Consider the following 23,485-nt stretch of genomic DNA (forward strand, 5'->3'; position numbering starts at 1 on the left):
CGCCTGTTTTCAGGAAAACAGCCTCAAAATGGCTCCAGAGGAAAACATCAAAACAAAAGAGACAACTTAAAAGCATAGCATCATTTAATTCCCCTATAAATGAGAAATAGAATTTTACTCGTCTTCTTCATCGCGCTGTTGATGTATACCTCGCAGGTATTCGCGCAGCAGCCGCGCACCAAGGCGCTTTTCAACGATAACTGGAAGTTCCACAAAGGCGACGTCGCCAAAGCAGAGGCGGTTGGTTTCGCTGATGCGCAATGGCGCAGCCTGGATTTGCCGCATGACTGGAGCATTGAAGGGCCTTTCAGCCAGGAATGGGCCAGCGCCACCGGCTATTTACCCGGCGGGATAGGCTGGTACCGGAAGACCTTCAAAGTGCCCGCCGCGCAACAGAACAAACAACTCTTCCTCTACTTTGACGGGGTTTACAAGAACAGCGAAGTTTGGATCAACGGACATGCCCTGGGTAAAAGACCCAACGGCTTCACGCCCTTCCAGTACGAGATCACCAAGTACCTGAACAAGACCGGAGACAACGTGGTGGCGGTAAAAGTGGACCACACCCAGTTCGCCGATTCCCGGTGGTATACCGGCTCGGGCATCAACCGGAATGTCTACCTGGTGGCAGTAGAGCCTTTGCACATCAGCCTGTGGGGAGTGGCCTTCACCACTCCGGAGGTATCGGCGGCCAAGGCGTTGTCCAACGTGAAAGTATCGGTGACGAATGCTTCCCAGAAAGCAGCTGATATCCAAGTGAAAGCCGAGTTGCTGGACAAGGGAGGCAAACTTGTGAACCAGGCCCAGAAGCAGGTAAGCGTCACCAGTGGGAAAGAAGCTGAGGCGGCCTTGTCCTTCCAGGTGAACAATCCCAAGCTGTGGTCGGTGGAGCAGCCTACTCTGTATCAGTTGCGGGTGTCTTTGTTCGTGAACGGCAAAAAGACTGATGAAACAGTGGAGCAGGTGGGCTTCAGAAGCATCGCCTTTGATGCTAACAAAGGCTTTTTTCTGAACGGGAAAAACATGAAGCTGAAAGGCGTCTGCATCCATGATGATGCTGGTGCTCTGGGAACCGCCGTGCCGGAAGAAGTATGGGAAAGAAGGCTCATCACCCTGAAAGAAGGTGGCGTGAATTCCCTCCGCATGAGCCACAACCCGCACGCCGATTACCTCTATGATCTGTGCGACAAATTGGGCTTTCTGGTTCAGGACGAGGCCTTTGACGAATGGGAGACCGGGAAAAACAAATGGATTGCTGGTTGGAACGTGGGCACCCCCGGCAAAGACGGTTACCACGAACACTTCAAAGAATGGGCCGATAGAGACCTGGCGGATATGATCCTGCGCAACCGCAACCGGCCTTCCATCATCATGTGGAGCATCGGGAACGAGATTGATTACCCCAATGACCCTTACTCCCACGAGGTGCTCAACACGGGCAACAACCCGCAGATCTACGGCAAAGGCTACCAGCCCAACAACCCACCCGCCAGCCGTTTGAGTGAGCTGTCCAGGCATCTGGTGGAGGTGGCGAAAAAGCACGATACTTCCCGGCCTATCACAGCAGCTTTGGCCGGGGTGGTGATGTCCAACTTCACTGATTACCCCAAAGTACTGGATATCGTGGGCTACAATTATCAGGAGCACCGCTACCCTGAGGACCACGCCAAATACCCCGACAGAGTCATCTACGGCAGCGAGAACGGCATGCGCCTGAACGCCTGGGCCGCCGTGGACACGAATGACTATATTTCGGCGCAGTACCTCTGGACCGGCATTGACTACATGGGTGAGGCCGGCAGATGGCCCAGCCGCAGCAACGGTGCTGGCTTAATGGATCTGGCCGGCTTCAAGAAGCCCGAGTATTTCTTCCGGCAAAGCCTGTGGTCAGACAAACCCATGGTGTACATCGGGGCTTCTCCTGTACCCAAGAACCAAGACAATGGTATCTGGAGCCATAGAAGGGCAGACCCCACCTGGAACTGGAAAGCCAACGATAGCGTGCGGGTAAGCTGCTTCACCAATGCCGATGAAGCAGAACTCTTCCTGAACGGCAAATCGCTGGGCAGAAAGTCTCTGGCCCAGAGCCCTCAACGCGCGCTCTACTGGGACATGGTCTATGCGCCCGGCGAGCTGATGGCCAAAGCCTATAAAAACGGAAAAGAGGTAAGCCGTGACGTGTTGGTTACCGCCGCTGCGCCCGCCGCCATCCAGGCCAAAGCCGACAAGAAAACCCTGGCTGGCAAAGGAGTGGCGCATATAGAGATCAACGTGGTAGACAGCAAGGGCAACCTGGTGTACGGCGCTGACAATGAGATGACCTTCACGGTAGAAGGGCCCGCCAAGATCCTGGGTCTGGAAAACGGCAGCCATTCGGGGGTTGAGAACTACCAGTCTGAGAAACGGAAGGTGCTGCGCGGAAAACTGCTGGCCTACGTGCAGGCAGGCCAGAAACCCGGCAAAGTCAAGGTCACCATCCAGTCGCCCCGCCTGACGCCTCAAACGGTGGAGTTTACGGTAAAACAGGCCCAAAACGGGATGGTAGGAGGAGCCAGTTCAGCATCGGTGAAATAAACCCCAGAATGATTGCGAAATTAAGGCCAGGGATTCTGTCCATTTAACAGCGCGGGAGGCTCTATACAAAAGAGATTCCCCAACCATAGAAGTACCTATTTACAACTCATTTTTACAAAATTGCCCATGATACGCACGCGAAAGTTACTCGCTCTTTGTCTCCTCTTCCTGTCGCAGTTTGCGGTAGCACGGCAAGGGGTCAACGAATGGGAAAACCCCAAGGTGTACGAGCGGAACAAAGAGAAACCCCACGTGGATTTCATGCTTTACGCCAACGCCGCCGACGCCCGTAAAAACGATTACAGTACCTCTCCCTACCATCAGTCCCTCAACGGAACCTGGAAATTCTCCGTCGTGAAATCGGTGGCCGAGCGGCCCCAGGATTTCTACAAGCCGGGGTTCGATGACAGCAAGTGGGCCAACATCCAGGTGCCGTCTAACTGGGAGCTGCAGGGATTTGATATTCCCATTTATACCAACCTGAAATATCCTTTCCCGCCTAAACCGCCATACATCGACCAAACCTATAATCCGGTAGGAACCTACCGCCGCAATTTCACCCTGCCCGCCGCCTGGAACGGGCAGGAAGTGATGCTGAACTTCGGGTCCATCTCGGGGTACGCGCGGGTGTTTGTGAACGGCCAGGAAGTGGGCATGACCAAAGCCGCCAAATCGCCAGCGGAGTTCAACGTGACCCGGTTCCTGAAACCCGGCGAAAACCAACTGGCGGTGCAGGTGTTCCGCTGGCACGACGGCAGCTACCTGGAAGACCAGGATTTCTGGCGCCTGAGCGGCCTGGAGCGGAACGTGTACCTGCAGGCCCTACCCAAACTCACCGTCTGGGATTTCTTCCTGAAGCCCGATCTGGATAACACCTACAAAAACGGGTTGTTCAGCGCTGAGGTAGACCTGCGCAAATTCGCCGGCAAAACTGCGGACAAAGCCACCGTGCTTTTGGAGCTGTTTGACAAAAACAACGCAAAAACGTTCTCTCAGGAAAAAAGCATCAGCACGAAGGGAAGTGGAAAGTTGCAGCTCAAATTCAACGGCACCGTGAACAACGTGCTCACCTGGAACGCTGAGCAGCCCAACCTCTATGATGCCGTGATCACCCTCAAAGACGCCAACGGCAAGACCATCGGCGTGACCGGCAGCAAAGTAGGTTTCCGCAAGGTGGAGCTGAAAAACGCCCAGATGCTGGTGAACGGCGTGCCCGTGCTGTTCAAGGGCGTGAACCGCCACGAGCATGACGAGGTGAACGGCCGCACTCTAAGCCGGGAGTCCATGGTGAAAGACATCGAGCTGATGAAGCTCTACAACATCAACGCCGTGCGTACGAGCCATTATCCCAATGATCCACTGTGGTACAAACTCTGCGATGAGTACGGCCTGTACCTGGTAGACGAAGCCAACATTGAAAGCCACGGCATGGGCGCCGAGTGGCAAGGCAAATTCGATAAAAGCAAACACCCTGCTTACCTGCCGGAGTGGGCGCCCGCGCACATTGACCGAATTGAGCGCCTGCTGGAGCGGGATAAAAACCACGCCTCGGTGGTCATCTGGAGCATGGGCAACGAGTGCGGCAACGGACCGGTTTTCCATGACGCCTACAAGTGGATCAAGACCCGCGACAACTCCCGCCTGATCATGTTTGAACAGGCCGGCGAAGACTGGAACACCGACATCGTGGGGCCTATGTACCCCAACATCAAGGACATGAAAGCCTACGCCGCCGCTAAAAAGGAGCGTCCTTACATCATGTGCGAGTACTCGCATGCCATGGGTAACAGCAACGGAAACTTCCAGGAGTATTGGGACATCATCAACGGCAGCAAGCACATGCAGGGCGGCTTCATCTGGGACTGGGTAGACCAGGGCATCAAAACCAAGAACGACAAAGGCGAAACCTTCTGGGCCTACGGCGGAGACCTGGGCAGCGACCACCTGTACAACGACGAGAACTTCTGTGCCAACGGGGTGGTATCTGCCAACCGTACGCCTAAGCCCGGCCTGAACGAGGTGAAGAAAGTGTACTCCGGCGTTCAGTTCAACGTCAAAGACGCCCGCAAAGGCGTGATCACCGTGACCAACCAGTACGGCTTCACCGACCTTAACCAGATCGCCTTCAGGTACCAACTGATCAAAAACGGCGTGGTGCAGAAGGAAGGCGATTTCGCGGTAACGGCGGCTCCGCTGCAAACCAAGGAGGTGACCTTGCCTTTGCCGGCTTTCAATCCGCAGCCAGGCGAGGAGTATTTCGTGAATGTGTTCGCCTACACCAAAAACGCCAGTGCGTTTGTGCCGGTCGGGCATGAGGTAACCCGCGACCAGTTTGCCATCAATGAGAAAGCCTATTTCACCAAGGCCACGGCCGAGGGGAAACTGAAAACCAAAACCAAAGGCGACAAGCTCACCTTCACCTCAGGCAACGTTTCCGGGGAGTTTGACCTGAAGACCGGGAAAATGGCCTCTTTTCAGGAAAACGGCCTCAAAACGATAGAGCAGTTCCCGGAGCCTTACTTTTGGCGCGCCGCCACCGATAATGACTTCGGGAACAACATGCCGGAGAAACTGGCTACCTGGCGCAACGCGCACCAGAACATGAAAGTGGTCAGCGTGGAAGTTGGCAAACGCCTAACCCAGGGTCAGCCCCTCAAAGTGGTGTACGCGCTTACCGACAAGCAGATTCCTTACACCGTGGACTACCTCATCCAGAACGACGGCTCGGTGCAGGTGACCGCCTCCATTGATATGACCGGAATTGAAATGCCTGAGTTACCCCGCTTCGGGATGCGCCTGCAACTGGATGACAAATACGAGAACCTGCAGTACTACGGCCGCGGCCCCTGGGAAAACTACAGTGATCGTAAGTTTTCCTCCCTGGTGGGCCTGTACAAAGACAAGGTAGAAAACCAGTACTACCAATTCTACATCAGGCCGCAGGAAAGCGGGAACAAAACCGATGTGCGCTGGGTGGAACTCACCAACAACGCCGGCAACGGCATTGTGGTGGAAGGACTGCAGCCCATCAACTTCACCGCCCTGAACTACCTGGCCGAGGACATTGACGAAGGTCCCAAAAAGATCAACCGCCACCCGGTAGACCTGAAGAAGCAGGACTTTGTGAGCCTGCACATTGACCTGGCGCAAAGAGGCCTGGGTGGAGATGACAGCTGGGGACGTCTGCCGCATGACCCTTACCGGTTAACGGAGAAGAAATACACCTACAGCTACGTCATCCGGCCTATCACCAAAGAAACATCTAAACTGACCATCAAATGAGAAGGTTGAAAGGGTGCCTTTTCCTTTTACTGTGGCTGGCGGGGAGTACCTCCCTGCCAGCGCAGAAGAAGGAGCATTCATCGGGAAAAACACAGCGGCTTGAGTTAGCCCAAGGGTAGGTTCATCCGCTCAGCAGTGATTCATGGTTGGTCATTTACATACATTCATAAAAGCTTTTTCCCATTTCCTCGCCGTGGCGTTGGTGCTGGGTGCCTTTTCCTGCCGATTTTCCAAAAACGCCGCTGAAACGAAAGGCAGTGATGTGAAGATTACCCACGTGTCTGACGGTTGGGCGAATAACTCCGTGAACGTGGTGGCCTTCCGGAAAAACTCGCTGGTGACCTTTAAAGATACGCAGTACACCGCCTGGTATGCCGCCGACCGCTCGGTAATGCTGGCCAAACGCAAAAGCGGGGCCGCTGCCTGGAAAATCCAGAAAACCAGCTTCAAAGGCAACACCGCCGATGCGCACAACACCATCAGCGTGATGGTAGACGGCCAGGGTTTCCTGCACCTTTCCTGGGACCACCACAACAACCCGCTCAATTACGCCCGCAGCGTGCGCCCCGGCGCCCTGCAGATGACCGAGAAAATGCCCATGACGGGCCAGCGGGAAAAAGTGGTTTCTTACCCCGAGTTCTACCGCCTGCCCAACGGCAACCTCCTGTTCTTCTACCGCGACGGCGGCTCGGGCCAGGGTAACCTGGTCATCAACAGTTATGACACCAACACGCAGGTATGGACGCAACTGCACAGCAACCTCATCAACGGCCAGGGGAAGCGCAACGCCTACTGGCAAGCCTACCTGGACAAGAAAGGCACCCTCCACGTGTCCTGGGTGTGGCGCGAGAGCCCCGATGTAGCCAGTAACCATGACCTGGCCTACGCGAGGTCTCTGGACGGCGGCCAGACCTGGGAGAAATCCACCGGCGAAAAGTACACTCTGCCCATTACTGAAGCCACCGCAGAAAAAGCCCTGGTGATTCCGCAGAACAGCGAGCTCATCAACCAGACCTCCATGGCCGCCGATGAGCAGGGGAACCCTTTCATTGCCACGTACTGGCGCGCGACGGGGTCTACCATTCCGCAGTACCACTTGGTGTACCATACCGGCAAGACCTGGCAAAAGGTGGCGCTGGATTTCCGGAAAACGCCTTTCAGTCTGAGCGGGGTAGGCACCAAACGCATTCCCATCGCGCGGCCACAGATCATGGTGAAAAACGCTGGCGAGAAAGCATCGGTGCTTCTGATTTTCCGGGACGAGGAGCGGGGCAGCAAGGCCTCGGCGCTGGTCATCAAGAAACTATCAGACCCTAGATGGACAATCTTTGACCTGACGCCGGAATCACTGGGTTCCTGGGAGCCCACCTATGACACCGAACTCTGGAAAGAAAAGCAAATCCTGAACCTGTTCGTGCAGAAAGTGGACCAGGTAGATGGGGAAGGTCAGGCTGAAATCGCGCCGCAACCCATCCGGGTGGTGGAGTGGAAACCGAAGTTTTAAGCCTGTTTTCCGAAAAGCATAGATAAACCGGGGCTCTTCCCCGCATGAAATAAGCATGATTCAAAAGAAAGCATTTTTTACGCTGTTGTTGCTCTTGGGCGTTTGGACTGCATTTGTAGGGGCTAAACCCAAGCATCCTTTGCTGCCGGCCTCCAAAAAAGAAGTAGCCGATCAACTGCACAAGGCCAACGCCTACTGGCAAAGCACCAACCCTACTCCCGGTTGGGCTTTCTGGGATGTGGCCGCCTACCACACCGGCAACATGGAAGCCTACAAAATCACCAAAAACGAAGCTTACCGCCAGTATTCAGAGGCCTGGGCCGAGCAGAACCAGTGGATGGGCGCCAAGTCAACCAGCAAAGCCGATTGGAAATACTCCTATGGCGAGAAGGACGACTACGTGCTCTTCGGGGACTGGCAGATCTGCTTCCAAACCTACATCGATCTCTACTGCCTGGACGGCGCCAAGGATGACCGCAAAATCGCCCGGGCCCGCGAGGTCATGGAATACCAGATGGGCACGCCCAAAAACGATTACTGGTGGTGGGCCGATGGCCTCTACATGGTGATGCCCGTCATGACCAAACTGTACCGGGTCACCGGAAACAAACAATATCTGGAGAAGCTGCACGAGTACCTGAGCTATGCCAACTCCATCATGTATGACGCAGATGAAAAACTCTACTACCGCGACGCCAAGTACGTCTACCCCAAACACAAAAGCGCCCACGGCCAAAAGGATTTCTGGGCCCGCGGCGACGGTTGGGTGTTTGCCGGGTTCGCCAAAGTTTTGCAGGATCTGCCCAAAAAAGACCCGTACCGCAAAGAGTACGAGCAGCGCTTCAAAGACATGGCCAGCGCCATCGCCCGCTCGCAGAGACCCGAGGGCTACTGGACCAGAAGCATCCTGGACCCGGCCCACGCACCCGGGCCTGAGACCAGCGGCACCGCCTTCTTCACCTACGGCTTCCTGTGGGGTATCAACAACGGCCTGCTGGACAAAAAAGAATACCTGCCCGTGGCGGCCAAAGGCTACCAATACCTGACCAACACCGCCCTGCAGCCCAACGGCAAACTTGGCTACGTGCAGCCCATCGGGGAGAGGGCCATTCCCGGGCAGGTGGTAGACGTGAACTCCACCACCGGTTTCGGGGTAGGGGCCTTCCTGCTGGCTGCCTCGGAGATGTACCGGCTGCTGGATTAGGTAAATCCCAGGTAGCGTGTTTTAACCCCGATTTCCTGAAAACAGCTCTAAAACGGCTTTGCTGGAAATACCTGATGAACCAAGTTTATCAAAGAATCAAACAATTTAACCCCATGCGGTATCCTGCCAGTGTTCTTCTGCTGATTGTCTCGTTGTTTTGCGCTTCCAATTCATGGGCGCAAACGGGGACGGTTGCTGGCAAGGCGGGAGCGGGCCGGAAGACCTTCCAGATCATTAACCCTGACTTCAAAACCAGTCCGCATACAGGCATGACCCGCAAGCATTGGAAAGACGCGGCGCAGTACCTGCTGGAGGGGGCCGTCCAATACGTGAAGACCGTGGAGGACCCCATGGTGTTTCCCAAGCAGCCCGGCAAAAGCTATCCGCGCGATGGGGTGCACACGCCCACCGAAATGCTGGAAGGCCTCTGCCGTACCTTGTTTGTGGCGGTGCCCCTGTTAAAGGAAAACCCCAACCTGCAAATCAACGGCATAAAAGTAGCCGACTATTACCGGCGCCAACTGGTGAAACTGACTGAGCCCACCAGTCCTACCTATGTGAAACCACGGGCAGCTGATGGCGGACCGAGCCAGATTCTGGTGGAGTTCGGCGGATTGGCAGTGTCATTGTTCTATGCTCCGGAAGTTCTCTGGAAGCCGTTGACCGCTCCCCAGAAAGAGGCTTTGGCTAAGACCATGCTCAGCTACGGCGATGGTCCTACCGTGGGTTCCAACTGGCGGTTCTTCAACATCTTCGTGCTGAGTTTCTTCAAGGAGCAGGGCTACGGGGTAAACGAGAAGCTGATGCTCGAATACCTGGATCAATCGCTGGAGCAGTACCGCGGCCAGGGCTGGTACCATGACAGCCCTGCCTACGACTACTACAGCATGTGGGCCTTCCAGATGTATGGACCGCTTTGGTCAGAGTTCTTCGGGAAGAAGCACTACCCGGAATACGCCGCCCGTTTCGTGGCCAATTTCAAGGAACTGGATGAAAACTACCCCTACCTGTTCAGCCGCGACGGCAAGATGATCATGTGGGGCCGCAGCATCGCCTACCGCTTTGCCGCCGTGGTGCCATTCCCGCTCATGGGCTTGGTGCAGGAACCCGGCGCCAACTACGGCTGGATGCGCCGGATCGCCTCGGGCACCCTACTCCAGTTCCTGCAGAACCCCGATTTCATGGCCGCCGACCACATTCCCACCTTAGGTTTCTACGGGGCTTATGAACCGGCCGTGCAGATCTACAGCGCCCGCGCCAGTGCCTTCTGGATGGGCAAAGCGTTTTTGGGTCTGCTCGTGCCGGAGGGCAATCCGTTCTGGACCGCCGTGGAAAACGAGGGTGCTTGGGACAAAGACCTGAGCAAAGGAAAGGTCTACAACAAATTTCAGGAGGGCTCCAAAATCCTCATCACCGATTACCCCAACCTCGGGGCTTCTGAGGTGCGGGCCTGGTGCCATGAGACGGTCGCCAAGGACTGGCAATTGTTCCGGTCCACCGAGAACTACAACCGCCTTTCCTACCACAGCGCTTTTCCCTGGCAAGCCGATGGCCCCAACGGCGAGGTAGCCATGAACTACGTGGTCAAAAACAAGAAGAACCAGTGGGAGGCTTTCCGGCTCTACACCTTCAAAAAGTTTGAGAAGGGCATCTATTACCGCGATGTGGTGCTGGAGACCGACGAGAATGTCCGCTTCAGCTTAGCAGATATTCCCTTGCCCAACGGCATCCTGCGGGTAGACAGAAACTTGGGCAAAGAAGCCGTGCAGGTGCGGCTGGGCCACTACACTCTGCCCCAGAAAAACGGACCCATCAAAAAAGAAACCCGCCAGGTGAAAGGCCATCAGGTGCAGATCATTGACAACGGCGAGTACCAACTGGCCATGGTCTCGCTCAAAGGTTGGGACGGTCTGGAAATCCTGAACACCACCGGTCTGCACCCCGAAAGCCAGGAAAGCACCCTCCTCATCGCCAGGGATAGCTTCCAGCCCGGGCAAAAGGAAGATCTATATGTGATCCTCATGCTCTGGAAGAAGTCCGGGGAGAAATGGACCGAGGACGAGCTGATGCCCGTGCAGAAAATTGAGCAATCTTCAAAAAACCAGAGTATCACGGTCTCCTTCAGGAAAGGCGAGAAGAAAACTGTGCGATTCAATTAGATCATCACAGAACAAGATAACAAAAGCTTCCAACCCTCGGGCGAAGCACCTCATCATAAGTTTACAGAAGTACAACCATGGTTCAAGACATCATCACCACCTTTCAGAAACTCTACAACCAGGAGCCGATCGTGATCCGCTCGGCGGGCCGGGTGAACCTCATCGGCGAGCACACCGACTACAACGAGGGCTTCGTGCTGCCCGCCGCCATCGACAAGGAGCTCTACTTCGCCATCGCCCCGAACGGGACCACCTCTATGCGGGCCTACTCTTTTGACCTGCACGAGAAGAGTACCTTCAACCTGGAGCAGGTAGCACCTACCCAGACCGCCTGGGCCAATTACCTCTTGGGCGTGGTGGCGCAGCTCCAGAAAGCGGGGCACACGGTGCCGGGCTTTGACCTGGTGTTCGGGGGCAACATCCCCATGGGCGCGGGGCTTTCCTCCTCGGCGGCGGTGGAGTGCGGGCTGGCCTACGCGCTGAACCACCTCTTCGGATTCGGGTTGGGGAAGATGGACCTGGTGAAGATGGCGCAGAAGGCCGAGCACGAGTACGCCGGGGTGATGTGCGGCATCATGGACCAGTTCGCTAGCATGTTCGGGAAGCGCAACCACGTCATCCGGCTGGACTGCCGCTCCCTGGAGTACGAGTATTTCCCTTTCGACATGCGGGACTACCGCCTCGTGCTCTGCGACACCCAGGTGAAGCACTCTTTAGCGTCTTCTGAGTACAACACCCGCCGCCAGGAGTGTGAGGCCGGCGTGACGATCCTTCAGAAACACTACCCGCAGGTGAACAGCCTCCGTGATGTGACCTTGGAAATGCTGGAAAGCCAGAAAGACGAGTTCGATGCGGTGGTGTACCGCCGCTGCACTTACGTGGTGCAGGAGAACCTGCGGGTGGAGCAGGCCTGCCTTGACCTGGAGCGCGGAGACCTGGAGGCCTTCGGGCAGAAAATGTTCGCTTCGCACCAGGGCCTGCAGCACGACTACGAGGTTAGTTGCCCCGAGCTGGACTTCCTTGCTCAGGTGGCGCGAGGGTGCGAAGGCGTGTTGGGTGCCCGCATGATGGGCGGCGGTTTCGGGGGCTGCACAATCAACCTGGTGCGGCTGTCCGGGCTGGAGAAGTTCACCGAGACCGTGGAGAAAGCCTACCTGCAGCAATTCAACCGTTCGCTGCCCATTTATATCGCTCGCATCGTGGACGGCACCGGGTTAGTGCAGACCGCCAAACCCGAGGCCACCGGCAGAGAGGCCGAGTGGACCCGCTAGTTTCAGGCCCACTTTTAGAAAAACAGGCTTGAAACCTAGCATCACATCAATCACCCAAACAGAACCTATGAATTCATTCGATATCACCGAGCACTCGCACCGCCGCTTCAACCCGCTTTTGGGGGAGTGGGTGCTGGTCTCGCCGCACCGCTCCAAGCGCCCCTGGCAGGGCCAGCAGGAGTCTACCGAAAAGGACACCCGCCCGGAGTATGACCCCACCTGCTACCTGTGCCCGGGCAACGTGCGCGCCAACGGCGAGGCCAACCCCCAGTACCCCTCCACCTTCGTCTTCACCAACGACTTCGCCGCCCTGCAGTCCGACAGCCCCTCCGGTTCCTTTACCAAAGGAGGCCTGCTGCAGGCGGAGAGCGAGCGCGGCATCTGCAAGGTCATCTGCTTCTCGCCCCGCCACGACCTGACCCTCTCGGACATGGAGACCACCGAGATCAAAAAAGTCGTGGACCTGTGGCAGGCGCAGTACCTGGAGCTGGGCGCCATGCCCGAGATCTCCTACGTGCAGATCTTCGAGAACAAGGGCTCGGTGATGGGCAGCAGCAACCCCCACCCGCACGGGCAGATCTGGGCGCAGAGCTCGATGCCCGGCGACCCGGCCAGGGAAACCGTGCAGCAGGAGAACTACTTCCAAGAGAACGGCCGTAGCCTCCTCTCTGATTACCTGGCCCTGGAGCTGGAGGAGAACACCCGCATCGTGGCGGAGAATGAGTTCTTCGTGGCGCTGGTGCCCTTCTGGGCGGTGTGGCCCTTCGAGACCATCGTCATCCCCCGCCGCCACTTTGCGCACTTAGGCGAGATCAATGAAGACGAAAAGCTTGCTTACGCCGATATCATGAAGCGCCTCTCCAGCGTATACGACCGGCTGTTCCAGACCTCCTTCCCATACTCGGCCGGCCTCCACCAGGCGCCCACCGACGGCAGGGACTACCCCGGCTGGCACCTGCACATGCACTTCTACCCGCCGCTGCTCAGATCGGCCTCCGTGAAAAAGTTCATGGTGGGCTACGAGCTCATGGCCGAGCCCCAGCGCGACATTACCCCCGAGAGCGCCGCCGAAAGACTCAGGGCCCTGCTGTAGGCTGTCGTCGGGATTAGATAAAAATAAAAAGACCAGGATGATGCACAGCAAGAAGTTACAAGTGAAGGGCAAGTCTATTTTAATGGCAGTCGTGTGGCTGGCCGTAGTGGCCTGTTCACCCGCTTCCCTGCAGAGAACAGGGATGCAGGGAGGCAGCTGGCAAACGCTCTTCAACGGCAAGGACCTGAAAGACTGGATCGTGAAGATTCACCACCATGAAGTGGGAGACAATTACGCCCAGACTTTCCGGGTGAAGGACGGTGTGTTGCAGGTGAACTATGATGATTACGGAACCTTTAATGAACGTTATGGGCACCTGTTTTACAAAACCCCGTTCTCTTCTTTTCACTTGAAATGGGAGTACCGTTTCACCGACCAGTGGTTGAAGGATGCCCCTTCCTACACCTATCGGAATAGCGGTATCATGTTCCATTCCCAGAGCCCAGAATCCATCTTAAAGGAGCAGGATTGGCCTATCTCAGTGGAGTTCCAGCTGCTGGCGGACGCGGGAGACGGCAAACCCCGCCCCACCGGAAACATGTGCTCCCCGGGTACTGATGTGGTGTACGAAGGCAAAATTGATGATCGGCACTGCATCAACTCTTCCTCGGCTACCTATGCGTGGGATAAGTGGGTGAAAGCCGAACTGATTGTACTGGGAGATTCCCTGGTGACGCACCTCATCAACGGTGACACGGTACTGCAGTATTCCCGTCCGCAGATCGGGGGAGGGGTGGCCAACAACTATGACCCCAAAGTAAAGCAGAATGGCAAGCCTTTAACACAAGGCTACATAGGCCTCCAGAGCGAAGGCCAGGGAATTGAATTCAAGGAAATCAAGATCAGGCGATTAGACTAGGAAAGAACGCTGCAGGATGGGAGGTTCATGCCTTTTTTAGGGGTGTTTTTCCAAAAGATACTTAAACCTGAATAGCAGATTATTTTATGCGCCATAAAGATTGAACCGATGTAACAGCCACCAATAAGTATCCCCCAGAAATAACCAGATACGGCAGGTACTTTTCCCTCGGGTAAAAGAGAAGGAAGATGCCGGCATCAAAAGCTTACCCTTTACCATTAACTTACCAGTAATAATGAATCAAACCAGGTCCAAACTTTACTTTCTGCTTCTCTTGCTTCTGCTCAGCCTCACCGGACAGGCCCAGCAGCTGAGCGGGAAGCCAGGCACCTTCACCGTCGGGAACAAGGAGTTCCTGCTCAACGGCAAGCCCTTCGTGATCAGGGCGGCCGAGCTGCACTACCCCCGCATTCCGCGCGAGTACTGGGAGCACCGCATCCAACTCAGCAAGGCCATGGGCATGAACACCATCTGTATCTACCTGTTCTGGAACCTGCACGAGCAGCAGCCGGGCCAGTACGATTTCAAAGGCCAGAACGATGTGGCCGAGTTCGTGAAGCTGGCTCAGAAAAACGGCATGTACTGCATCGTGCGGCCTGGCCCGTACGTGTGCGCCGAGTGGGACATGGGCGGCCTGCCCTGGTGGCTCTTGAAGAAACAGGACGCGCAGGTGCGCACCCTGCAAGACCCGTACTTCATGGACCATACCAAGCGGTTCCTGAAGGAGGCCGCCAAGCAATTGGCCCCGCTCCAGATCCAGAACGGCGGCAACATCCTGATGGTGCAGGTGGAGAACGAGTACGCCACCTTCGGGGAGGAGCAGGCCTATATGGAGGCTACCCGCGATGCGGTGCGCGAGGCCGGATTTGACAAGGTGCAGCTTTTCCGCTGCGACTGGCCCTCCAACTTCAACAAATACAAACTGGACGGCGTGGCCACCACCCTCAACTTCGGGGCGGGCACCAACGTGGAAGAGGCCTTCAAGAACTTCAAGGAACTGAACCCCACCGCACCCCTGATGTGCAGCGAGTACTGGTCCGGTTGGTTTGACCACTGGGGCCGTCCGCACGAGACCCGTTCGGTGAGCAGCTTCATCGGCAGCCTCAAGGACATGATGGACCGCCGGATTTCCTTCAGCCTCTACATGGCCCACGGCGGAACCACCTTCGGGCAGTGGGGCGGGGCCAATGCGCCACCCTACTCGGCCATGGCCACTTCCTATGACTACAACGCACCGGTAGGCGAGCAGGGCAACACCACCGAGAAGTTCTTCGCGGTGCGCGACCTGCTCAAGAACTACCTGCAGGAGGGCGAGACCCTGGGCGAGATCCCGGCCGCCAAATCAATCATCGAGATCCCCGCTTTCAACCTGACCAAGAGCGCAGCCCTGTTCGCCAACCTGCCGGCTGCCAAGAAGACCGAGAAGATCCAGCCCATGGAGAACTTTGGCCAAGGCTGGGGACGCATCCTGTACCGCACCACCTTGCCTGCCTCGGCCTCGGGGCAGAAACTGGTGATCACCGAGGTGCATGACTGGGCCAACGTGTTCGTGAACGGCAAGTCCGTGGGCAAGCTGGACCGACGCCGGGGTGAGAACACGGTGACGCTGCCCGCCTTCCAGGGAGACGCGCAACTGGACATCCTGATAGAGGCCACTGGGCGGGTGAACTACGGGAAAGCTATCATCGACCGCAAGGGCATCACCGAGAAAGTGGAGCTGAACGACGGCCGGAAGAACACCGAGCTCAAAAACTGGCTTGTCTACAACTTCCCCGTGGATTATAAATTTCAGAAGAAAGCGAAGTTCAGGAAGGGCACCGCAGAGGGTCCGGCCTGGTACCGGGGCACGTTTGAGCTGAATGAGACCGGCGACTCGTTCCTGGACGTGAGCAAATGGGGCAAAGGCATGGTTTGGGTGAACGGGCAGAATCTGGGCCGTTTCTGGAAAATCGGGCCGCAACAGACGCTGTTTGTACCGGGCGTATGGCTGAAGAAAGGCCGCAACGAGGTGGTGGTGCTGGACGTGGACCAACCCGAGGCGACCACCATCGCGGGCTTGAAAGAACCTATCCTGGACCAACTTCGGGCCGAGGAGTCTTTAACGCACCGCGCCAAAGGCCAGACGCTGAACCTGGAAGGGGAGAAGGCAGTGGCCACGGGCTCGTTCCCGTCCGGCAGCGCCTGGCAGCAGGTGACCTTCGACAAGACCGTGCAGGGGCGTTACCTCTGCTTCGAGGCCCTGAGCTCGCAGAAACCGGATGATCCCTATTCCTCCATCGCGGAGCTGGAGTTGGTGGACGAGAAAGGGAACCCTATCTCCCGCCTGAAATGGAAAGCTGTCTACGCCGACAGCGAAGAGGTAACCGGTGCCAACAACGCCGCCGACAAGGTCTATGACCAGCAGGAATCCACCTTCTGGCACACCCAGTACTCCGGCGACAAACCCAAGCACCCGCACCACCTGGTGATTGACCTGGGCGAGAACGTGACCGTGAAAGGCCTGCGCTACCTGCCCCGCTCAGACAAGAACACAGGTGGTATGGTGAAAGACTATCGCATTTACCTCAAGAACAGCCCATTTAAAATGTAAGACACAAAGGAAGATGCCCCGAAGAGAAGGCCCGCTGGCTTTCACTTCGGGCCTTCCTGTTTTAGAGAAGTTTCTTTAAAAATAAGGCATAAACCGCTTTGTCAGGGCTAGATGTCTCTTTCCCGGATAAAGCATTACTAAAGATTTCCACCACCACATGAACAAACAACTTTCCAGAAACCTGGCGAAAAACTGCGCGGCCTTTTGCCTGGCCATCGGTGTATTGGGCTCAGCCTGCTCTCCGCAGGTGGCAAAAAATTCCGGGTCTGGCCAAACGGGGGCAGAACAGAGTGCCCCGCAGGAGAAGTACAGCGGGTATCTCTTCACGTACTTCACCGGCAATGACAAAAGCGAAGAGGCCATCAGGTTTGCGGTCAGTCCAGACGGCTATCATTACCGGGCGCTCAACGGCAATAAACCCATCATCTCTTCTGCCCAGATCAGCTCTACCGGCGGCGTGCGCGATCCGCATATCCTACGCGGCGCCGACGGCAAAACCTTTTACATGGTGGTGACTGATATGGTGTCGGCGAACGGCTGGAGCTCTAATCGGGCCATGGTGTTGCTCAAATCCACGGACCTCATTAACTGGACTTCCAGCGTGGTGAACATCCAGAAAAGATTCGCCGGGAACGATAAGCTGTTGCGCGTTTGGGCCCCGCAGACCATCTATGACCCCGAGGCCAAAAAGTACATGGTCTACTTCTCTATGAAGCATGGCGACGACCCCGATAAGATCTACTACGCCTACGCCAATCAGGATTTTACCGATCTGGAGAGTGAGCCCAAGCAACTGTTTTTCAGCCCCACCAACGGCGCGGCCATTGACGGCGACATCGTGCTGAAAGACGGCAAATACCACCTATTCTTCAAAACAGAAGGCGAGGGCTCGGGCATTAAGATCGCGGTGTCTGATAAACTGACCGGCGGTTACGTCTTGCAGGATAAGTATGTACAGCAGACCAAAGACCCCGTGGAAGGCGCGGGAGTGTTCAAACTCATCAATGAACCCGGCTACATCCTGATGTACGATGTGTACACCAAAGGCCGCTACCAGTTCACCAAAACCACCGATCTGCAGAACTTCACCGTAGTGGACACTGAGGTGTCTATGAACTTCCATCCGCGCCACGGCACCGTCATTCCCATCACCTCCAGAGAATACGAGGCGTTGGTTTCTAAATGGATGACGGCAGAAGAAGTGCTGCTTACTGCCAAGGCACCCGAACTGAAGCGGTTCAACGTGGCTCTGGATTCCGCCAAAAGAACCCTGCACCTGCCGGTAAAACCCGGAACGGACCTGGCTTCCTTCAAGCCGCAGTTCGACTCTTTTCCGGGCGTGACCATTTCCCCTTCTGCAGCCGATTTTTCAAAAGGGGCGGTAAACTACACGGTGGAGATCAATGGGCAACAACCCCAGACTTTTGCCGCCACTGCCCGCGAAGACCATAACCCGGTGCTGGATGGTTACTTCGCCGATCCAGACATCATTTACGCGGAGAAGACCGGCAAATACTACATCTATCCTACCAGCGATGGGTTCAACGGCTGGTCAGGGACCTACTTCAAGACCTTTTCTTCCCCGGACCTGGTGAATTGGAAAGACGAAGGCGTGATCCTGGATTTGCCCATAGACGTGAGCTGGGGAAAAAGAAACGCCTGGGCTCCGGCCATCATCGAGAAGAAAGTAAATGGCCAGTATAAGTACTTCTATTATTTCACGGCGGCCCAGAAGGTAGGCGTAGCCGTATCGGATAGCCCCACCGGCCCCTTCGTAGATTCCGGGAAACCGCTGGTAGACCAGTTGCCACCAGGCGTGAAAGGCGGCCAGCAGATTGACCCCGATGTGTTCACCGACCCGAAGACTGGCAAGAGCTACCTGTACTGGGGGAACGGCTACATGGCCGGCGCCGAGCTGAACGCCGATATGGTGTCTATCAAACCTGAGACTATCAAAGTCCTTACCCCGGATAACACCTTTAGGGAGGGAACCCACGTGCTCTTCCGCAAAGGCACTTACTACTTCCTGTGGTCTGAGGATGACACCCGCAGCGAGAACTACCGGGTACGCTATGGCACCTCCACCTCCCCGCTGGGCAAGATCAAGGTTCCGGCAAACAACCTGGTCATCGCCAAAGACCCGGCCTCCGGGATTTACGGTACCGGGCATAATTCCGTAATTCAGGTGCCCGGCAAAGACGAGTGGTACATTGTCTACCATCGGTTCAACTACCCCAAGGGCATCACCATGGGCGATGCCGCCGGCTTCAACCGCGAGGTGGCCATTGACAAGATGGAGTTCAACGCAGACGGGACCATCAAGCCGGTGAAGCCTACCCACGGAGGAGTCAAACCCCTGCGGTAACCTTAAGCCTGATGCCGGAGGAATCTTGCCTAATTAGCAGTATCTTTTTGACTTGTAGATTCCTCTGGTTTTCCTCAATCATTACCTGTTGATTTATATGAAGAAATTTTTAGCGCTGTCGGGGCTTTACGTGGGAGCGGTTATATTTCAGACCGCCCTGGCCGGCCCCGGGAAAACGGTGAACGAACCAGACTCGGTGTACCTTTTCTCTTACGGCACCGAGAAAAACGGCGGCCGGAACGGGCTGCACTTTGCCTGGAGCCGCGACAAGGAGAAGTGGTTCAGTATCGGGAGCGAGTATGGCTTCGTGCGGTCAGACTACGGCAGGTGGGGCGCCGAGAAGCGTATGCATACGCCGTATGTGTTCCGCAGACCCAACGGGGTCTGGCAGGCTGTGTGGAGCCTGAACGATCGGGAACCGCTTTTCGCGCACAGCGCCTCTCCGGACCTGGTGTATTGGGGACGGCAGAGCTACCCGATGGTGCAAGGAAGCGCCAATGTGCTGCGACCGGTGGTCCAGTATGAGGCCAAATCAGGGAACTACGCCATCACCTACGCAGACGCTTGGGGTAAGTATTACCGGGTCACCACCAAAGACTTCAAAGCCTTTTCGTCGGCCACGGAAGTACCGGCAGCCCAGTACCGGGACAACAGCCAGAAGGTGACCTTGCCGGAGGGCAACGCGACCGGGCAGGTACACCGCGTGGCCTGGGCGGAGGTGGACAGGCTGGTAAAAACGTATGAGCAGAAGCAGTTCAAAAGCAGCCAGTACAGTGAAACCATGGCGCAGGATGCACAGCGCTTTGCCGGGCTCAAACCGGTGGAGGCTAAAATCACGATAGAGGCGACCAAGGCAAAACCCATCAGTGATCTGCTGGTAGGCGTCTTCTTTGAAGACCTGAACTACGCGGCCGACGGCGGACTGTACGCCGAGTTGGTGCAGAACCGCGGGTTTGAGTACTCGCCCAACGACAAGGAAGGTCACGATAAAAGCTGGACCAGCACCCACTCCTGGAGCCTGAAAGGCGAGAACACCTCGTTCACCGTGGAGACCGCCGCCCCGGTGCACCCCAACAATCCGCATTACGCGGTGCTGGAGACCAAAGCACCGGGGGCGGCGCTGGTCAACGCCGGGTTTGATGGCATCTCCGTCAAGAAAGGCGAGCGCTACAACCTCTCCCTGTTTACGAGGCATTTACAGGGAAAGAGCGCCAAACTAGAGGTGCGCCTGGTCAGCGAAAAAGAGGGTGTTTTGGCAAAAACTACCCTAAACGCTCCTGCGGGCAATTGGAAGAAACTCACCGCGGTGCTGACGCCCAATAAGACCGCCGCCGATGCGCGCCTGGAACTGCAGCCGCTCACCGAAGGAAAGCTGGCCCTGGATATGGTCTCTTTGTTTCCCCAGCAGACCTTCAAAGGCCGGAAAAACGGCCTGCGGGCCGATTTGGCGCAGACCATCGCTGATCTGAAACCGCGTTTTGTGCGGTTCCCAGGGGGCTGCGTGGCCCACGGGGACGGGCTGGAGAACATCTACCACTGGAAGAACACCATCGGGCCGCTGGAGGCCCGCAAGCCGCAACGTAACCTGTGGGGCTACCATCAGTCCCTAGGCTTGGGCTACTTTGAGTACTTCCAGTTCTGCGAGGACATCGGGGCCCGGCCGGTGCCGGTGGTCGCGGCGGGGGTACCCTGCCAGAACTCCGGCAGCGGTCCCCACGGCGGTGGCCAGCAGGGCGGCATCCCGATGAGCGAGATGGACGAGTACGTGCAGGATGTCCTTGACCTGGTGGAGTACGCCAACGGCGATGTGACCACCAAGTGGGGCAAGAAACGGGCCGAGGCCGGCCATCCCAAACCGTTCAACCTGAAATACATTGGCGTAGGCAACGAAGACCTCATCACCGATGTGTTTGAGGAGCGCTTCGCGATGATCTACAAGGCGCTGAAGGAAAAGCACCCCGAGATCACGGTCATCGGCACAGTAGGGCCTTTCTCCGAGGGGACCGACTACGTGGAGGGCTGGGACATCGCCGATAAGATGGGTCTGGCCATGGTGGATGAGCACTATTACCAACCGCCGGGCTGGTTCATCCATAACCAGGACTACTATGACCGCTATGACCGGACCAAGTCAAAAGTTTACCTGGGCGAGTACGCGGCCCATTTGCCCGGCCGCCCCAACAACCTGGAAACCGCCCTCTCCGAGGCCCTGTACCTGACCTCGGTGGAGCGCAACGGCGATGTGGTGCACATGACCTCTTACGCGCCGCTGCTGGCAAAGGAAGGCCACACCCAATGGAACCCCGACCTGATCTACTTCAACAACACCGAGGTAAAGCCCACCGTGGGCTACGAAGTGCAGAAACTCTTCGGCCAGAACGCTGGCAGCGAGTACCTGCCCAGCACTGTGAGTTTGTCCAACACCCAGGAGGCGGTGACCAAACGAGTGGCAGTATCGGTGGTGCGTGACCCCAAAAGCAAGGACGTGATCCTCAAAATGGTGAACCTGTTGCCGGTGACCGTCACCTCCTCAGTAGACCTGAAAGGTTTAGGTTCCTTCAACGGCAAGGCCACCAGAACCGTGCTGCAGGGTAACCCAGCGGATAAACTCCTGAAGCCGACGAAAACCATTGTGGCTCTAGCCGATCTGTCAAACACCGAGTTGCCGGCTTACTCCTGTACCATCATCCGCCTGAAGTCTAAATAGGCCTGGTAAGCCAGAGCCTCCGATCTAGAAGCAGCGCATCCTTTTGGGTGGGCTGCTTTTTTTATGGTTTTGGTATGCGGCATATGGAAGACTGTTCCGTTTCAGGCCTGATTTTTCCAAAATATCCTAAAACCGGGTAAGTAGGAGAGAGGAAGGCGGCTTCTGCATTGAGAACCCAAGCGTAGGAGTGGCTCCATGGAACGTTTTGAGCAAGACGTTTGCAGGCTACCTTAAAGACAAGCCATTGAAGATGGACAGGCATTTGAGGAAAGAAATTGTTGGGAAACCTTTTTCAGGCTGCTTTTCCAAAAACACCTCAATAACAGAGAAAGGGTGCGTAAGGTTGGTGCTATAAAACGCTGGTCAAGAGGTAAATCGGCTTTCGCCTCTTGCATGAGGGCGCCGTATATAAACTAAGTCTAAGGCGAATATATCCTCATTATCTAATACCTACCCAAGATGAAGAAAGTACTCAGCACCCTCCTGCTCCAATTGCTTGTGCTTTCCTGTTTTTGCCAGGATAAAGCCTCCATCGGCGGCACAAGTGGAACCACCAGCGGTCCTCCGGCCTGGATCATGCAGGGCAACATCTATGAGGTGAATGTCCGGCAGTACACACCGGAAGGCACCCTGAACGCTTTCGCCAAACACCTTGATCGCCTGAAAGGGATGGGGGTACAGACGGTGTGGTTCATGCCGCTTCACCCCATCAGCAAGGTGGACCGGAAAGGCTCGCTGGGGAGCTACTATGCCGTCTCTGACTACACCGCCGTCAACCCGGAGTTCGGCACGATGGCAGACTTCAAGCAGGTGGTAAAGGCTATCCATGACAAGGGAATGAAGGTCATCATCGACTGGGTACCCAACCATACCGGCGGAGACCACCGGTGGCTAACCCAGCACCCTGATTTCTTCGTGCGGGACAGCACCGGGAAGGCGGCCATGGCGGTGGACTGGGCTGACACCCGGCAGTTGGATTACAAGAACCCGGTGATGCAGGATAGCATGATCGCCGCCATGAAATACTGGGTCTCCAGCACAGGAATAGACGGTTTCAGGTGCGACGTGGCCTGGAACGTTCCTGCCTCCTTCTGGCGCCGGTGCATCCCCCAGTTGAAGGAGATGAAGAGCCTTTTCATGCTGGCCGAGGGAGACAGCGCCTATCTACCGAAGAGCGGCTTTGACGCGGTCTACCCGTGGCACATGTTCAAGATGATGGAGAAGGTGGCCAAGGGCGAAAGACCGGCCTTCAGCCTGGATAGCGTGAAGCAGGAGAGTGACCGGATGTACCCCGCCCATACCATCCAGATGTACTTCACCAGCAACCACGACGAGAACAGCTGGAACAAGGCAGACTACGGGACTTTCCCCGGCCCGGTGCATGCGCCGTTCGCGGTATTCACCCAAACCATGGCCAGCAGTGTCCCCCTGATCTACGGCGGGCAGGAAGAACCGGTCCTGCGGGCCTTGAAATTCTTCGACAAGGACCCCATGACCTTCGGCAAACTCCAAAGAGCCTCGTTCTATAAAACTCTGCTTAACCTCCGGAAAAGGAACGCCGCCCTATCCGCCGACGCGTCTTTCCAGAAAGTAAGTGCGGGGGATGAGAGGGCAGTGTATGCCTTCGTGCGGGAAAAAGGGAAGAAGAAGGTATTGGTGATTCTTAACTTTTCCGGTACCCCACAGCCGATCACCATAAAGGAGAAATCGTTGATCGGGAGTGCCTATAATGTTTTCAAGGGTGCAAAGGAGCCTGTAAGCAGCAAAAAATGGAATATGCGACCATGGGGTTATGCGGTGTATGAATACAATTCCAAATAAGCCATTGAAGGCCCGTTTATTTAAGCCAATGGAAAATTATAAGCACTTGAGGCTGC

The 23,485-nt window shown here is 56.3% G+C and carries 12 protein-coding genes; all 12 read left to right on the forward strand.

The window, feature by feature from the left end; genetic code table 11:
- Nucleotides 1-99 precede the first annotated feature (99 nt).
- The 12 genes from J3P35_RS06620 (at nucleotide 100) to J3P35_RS06675 (ending at nucleotide 23,429) form a co-directional block, all read left to right on the forward strand.
- Nucleotides 100-2,574: a sugar-binding domain-containing protein gene (locus J3P35_RS06620; protein ID WP_210463542.1), complete on the forward strand. Its 2,475-nt coding sequence runs from the start codon at nucleotides 100-102 to the stop codon at nucleotides 2,572-2,574.
- 126 nt (nucleotides 2,575-2,700) lie between these two features.
- The gene (locus J3P35_RS06625; RefSeq protein ID WP_210463543.1) at nucleotides 2,701-5,856 is read left to right on the forward strand and encodes a glycoside hydrolase family 2 TIM barrel-domain containing protein; all 3,156 of its coding nucleotides are present in this window, start codon (nucleotides 2,701-2,703) and stop codon (nucleotides 5,854-5,856) included.
- Nucleotides 5,857-5,998: 142 nt separating this feature from the next.
- Nucleotides 5,999-7,360, forward strand: a complete 1,362-nt coding sequence (locus tag J3P35_RS06630) for a BNR repeat-containing protein (protein ID WP_210463544.1) — start codon at nucleotides 5,999-6,001, stop codon at nucleotides 7,358-7,360.
- A gap of 55 nt (nucleotides 7,361-7,415) precedes the next feature.
- Nucleotides 7,416-8,564 carry a glycoside hydrolase family 88/105 protein gene (locus tag J3P35_RS06635; protein ID WP_210463545.1) on the forward strand — a complete coding sequence of 383 codons (1,149 nt, stop codon included), beginning with the start codon at nucleotides 7,416-7,418 and terminating at the stop codon, nucleotides 8,562-8,564.
- A gap of 113 nt (nucleotides 8,565-8,677) precedes the next feature.
- Nucleotides 8,678-10,723: a DUF2264 domain-containing protein gene (locus J3P35_RS06640; protein WP_210463546.1), complete on the forward strand. Its 2,046-nt coding sequence runs from the start codon at nucleotides 8,678-8,680 to the stop codon at nucleotides 10,721-10,723.
- A 77-nt stretch (nucleotides 10,724-10,800) separates the two neighbouring features.
- Nucleotides 10,801-11,994, forward strand: a complete 1,194-nt coding sequence (locus tag J3P35_RS06645) for a galactokinase (RefSeq protein ID WP_210463547.1) — start codon at nucleotides 10,801-10,803, stop codon at nucleotides 11,992-11,994.
- A gap of 67 nt (nucleotides 11,995-12,061) precedes the next feature.
- Nucleotides 12,062-13,087 (forward strand): UDP-glucose--hexose-1-phosphate uridylyltransferase, encoded by a 1,026-nt coding sequence (locus J3P35_RS06650; protein WP_210463548.1) that lies wholly within the window; start codon nucleotides 12,062-12,064, stop codon nucleotides 13,085-13,087.
- A 37-nt stretch (nucleotides 13,088-13,124) separates the two neighbouring features.
- Nucleotides 13,125-13,946, forward strand: a complete 822-nt coding sequence (locus J3P35_RS06655; protein WP_246850004.1) for a 3-keto-disaccharide hydrolase — start codon at nucleotides 13,125-13,127, stop codon at nucleotides 13,944-13,946.
- A gap of 235 nt (nucleotides 13,947-14,181) precedes the next feature.
- On the forward strand, nucleotides 14,182-16,536 hold the full coding sequence (locus J3P35_RS06660; protein WP_210463549.1) for a beta-galactosidase: 2,355 nt from the start codon (nucleotides 14,182-14,184) through the stop codon (nucleotides 16,534-16,536).
- Nucleotides 16,537-16,693: 157 nt separating this feature from the next.
- Nucleotides 16,694-18,901: a family 43 glycosylhydrolase gene (locus J3P35_RS06665; RefSeq protein WP_210463550.1), complete on the forward strand. Its 2,208-nt coding sequence runs from the start codon at nucleotides 16,694-16,696 to the stop codon at nucleotides 18,899-18,901.
- A gap of 97 nt (nucleotides 18,902-18,998) precedes the next feature.
- Nucleotides 18,999-21,608 carry an alpha-L-arabinofuranosidase C-terminal domain-containing protein gene (locus J3P35_RS06670; protein ID WP_210463551.1) on the forward strand — a complete coding sequence of 870 codons (2,610 nt, stop codon included), beginning with the start codon at nucleotides 18,999-19,001 and terminating at the stop codon, nucleotides 21,606-21,608.
- Nucleotides 21,609-22,067: 459 nt separating this feature from the next.
- Complete coding sequence (locus J3P35_RS06675) at nucleotides 22,068-23,429, forward strand: alpha-amylase family glycosyl hydrolase (RefSeq protein WP_210463552.1); 1,362 nt, start codon at nucleotides 22,068-22,070, stop codon at nucleotides 23,427-23,429.
- The last annotated feature ends 56 nt before the right edge of the window (nucleotides 23,430-23,485 follow it).

Origin of the sequence: Rufibacter roseolus, assembly GCF_017916365.1 — a bacterium.
GTDB lineage: Bacteria > Bacteroidota > Bacteroidia > Cytophagales > Hymenobacteraceae > Nibribacter > Nibribacter roseolus.

What these genes read in the sequence shown, in the direction of transcription:
- J3P35_RS06625 (WP_210463543.1), top strand. Translation starts at nt 2,701, where the DNA reads ATGATACGCACGCGAAAGTTACTCGCTCTTTGTCTCCTCTTCCTGTCG.
- J3P35_RS06650 (WP_210463548.1), top strand. Translation starts at nt 12,062, where the DNA reads ATGAATTCATTCGATATCACCGAGCACTCGCACCGCCGCTTCAACCCG.
- J3P35_RS06645 (WP_210463547.1), top strand. Translation starts at nt 10,801, where the DNA reads ATGGTTCAAGACATCATCACCACCTTTCAGAAACTCTACAACCAGGAG.
- J3P35_RS06620 (WP_210463542.1), top strand. Translation starts at nt 100, where the DNA reads ATGAGAAATAGAATTTTACTCGTCTTCTTCATCGCGCTGTTGATGTAT.
- J3P35_RS06660 (WP_210463549.1), top strand. Translation starts at nt 14,182, where the DNA reads ATGAATCAAACCAGGTCCAAACTTTACTTTCTGCTTCTCTTGCTTCTG.
- J3P35_RS06635 (WP_210463545.1), top strand. Translation starts at nt 7,416, where the DNA reads ATGATTCAAAAGAAAGCATTTTTTACGCTGTTGTTGCTCTTGGGCGTT.
- J3P35_RS06665 (WP_210463550.1), top strand. Translation starts at nt 16,694, where the DNA reads ATGAACAAACAACTTTCCAGAAACCTGGCGAAAAACTGCGCGGCCTTT.
- J3P35_RS06670 (WP_210463551.1), top strand. Translation starts at nt 18,999, where the DNA reads ATGAAGAAATTTTTAGCGCTGTCGGGGCTTTACGTGGGAGCGGTTATA.
- J3P35_RS06655 (WP_246850004.1), top strand. Translation starts at nt 13,125, where the DNA reads ATGATGCACAGCAAGAAGTTACAAGTGAAGGGCAAGTCTATTTTAATG.
- J3P35_RS06630 (WP_210463544.1), top strand. Translation starts at nt 5,999, where the DNA reads ATGGTTGGTCATTTACATACATTCATAAAAGCTTTTTCCCATTTCCTC.
- J3P35_RS06675 (WP_210463552.1), top strand. Translation starts at nt 22,068, where the DNA reads ATGAAGAAAGTACTCAGCACCCTCCTGCTCCAATTGCTTGTGCTTTCC.
- J3P35_RS06640 (WP_210463546.1), top strand. Translation starts at nt 8,678, where the DNA reads ATGCGGTATCCTGCCAGTGTTCTTCTGCTGATTGTCTCGTTGTTTTGC.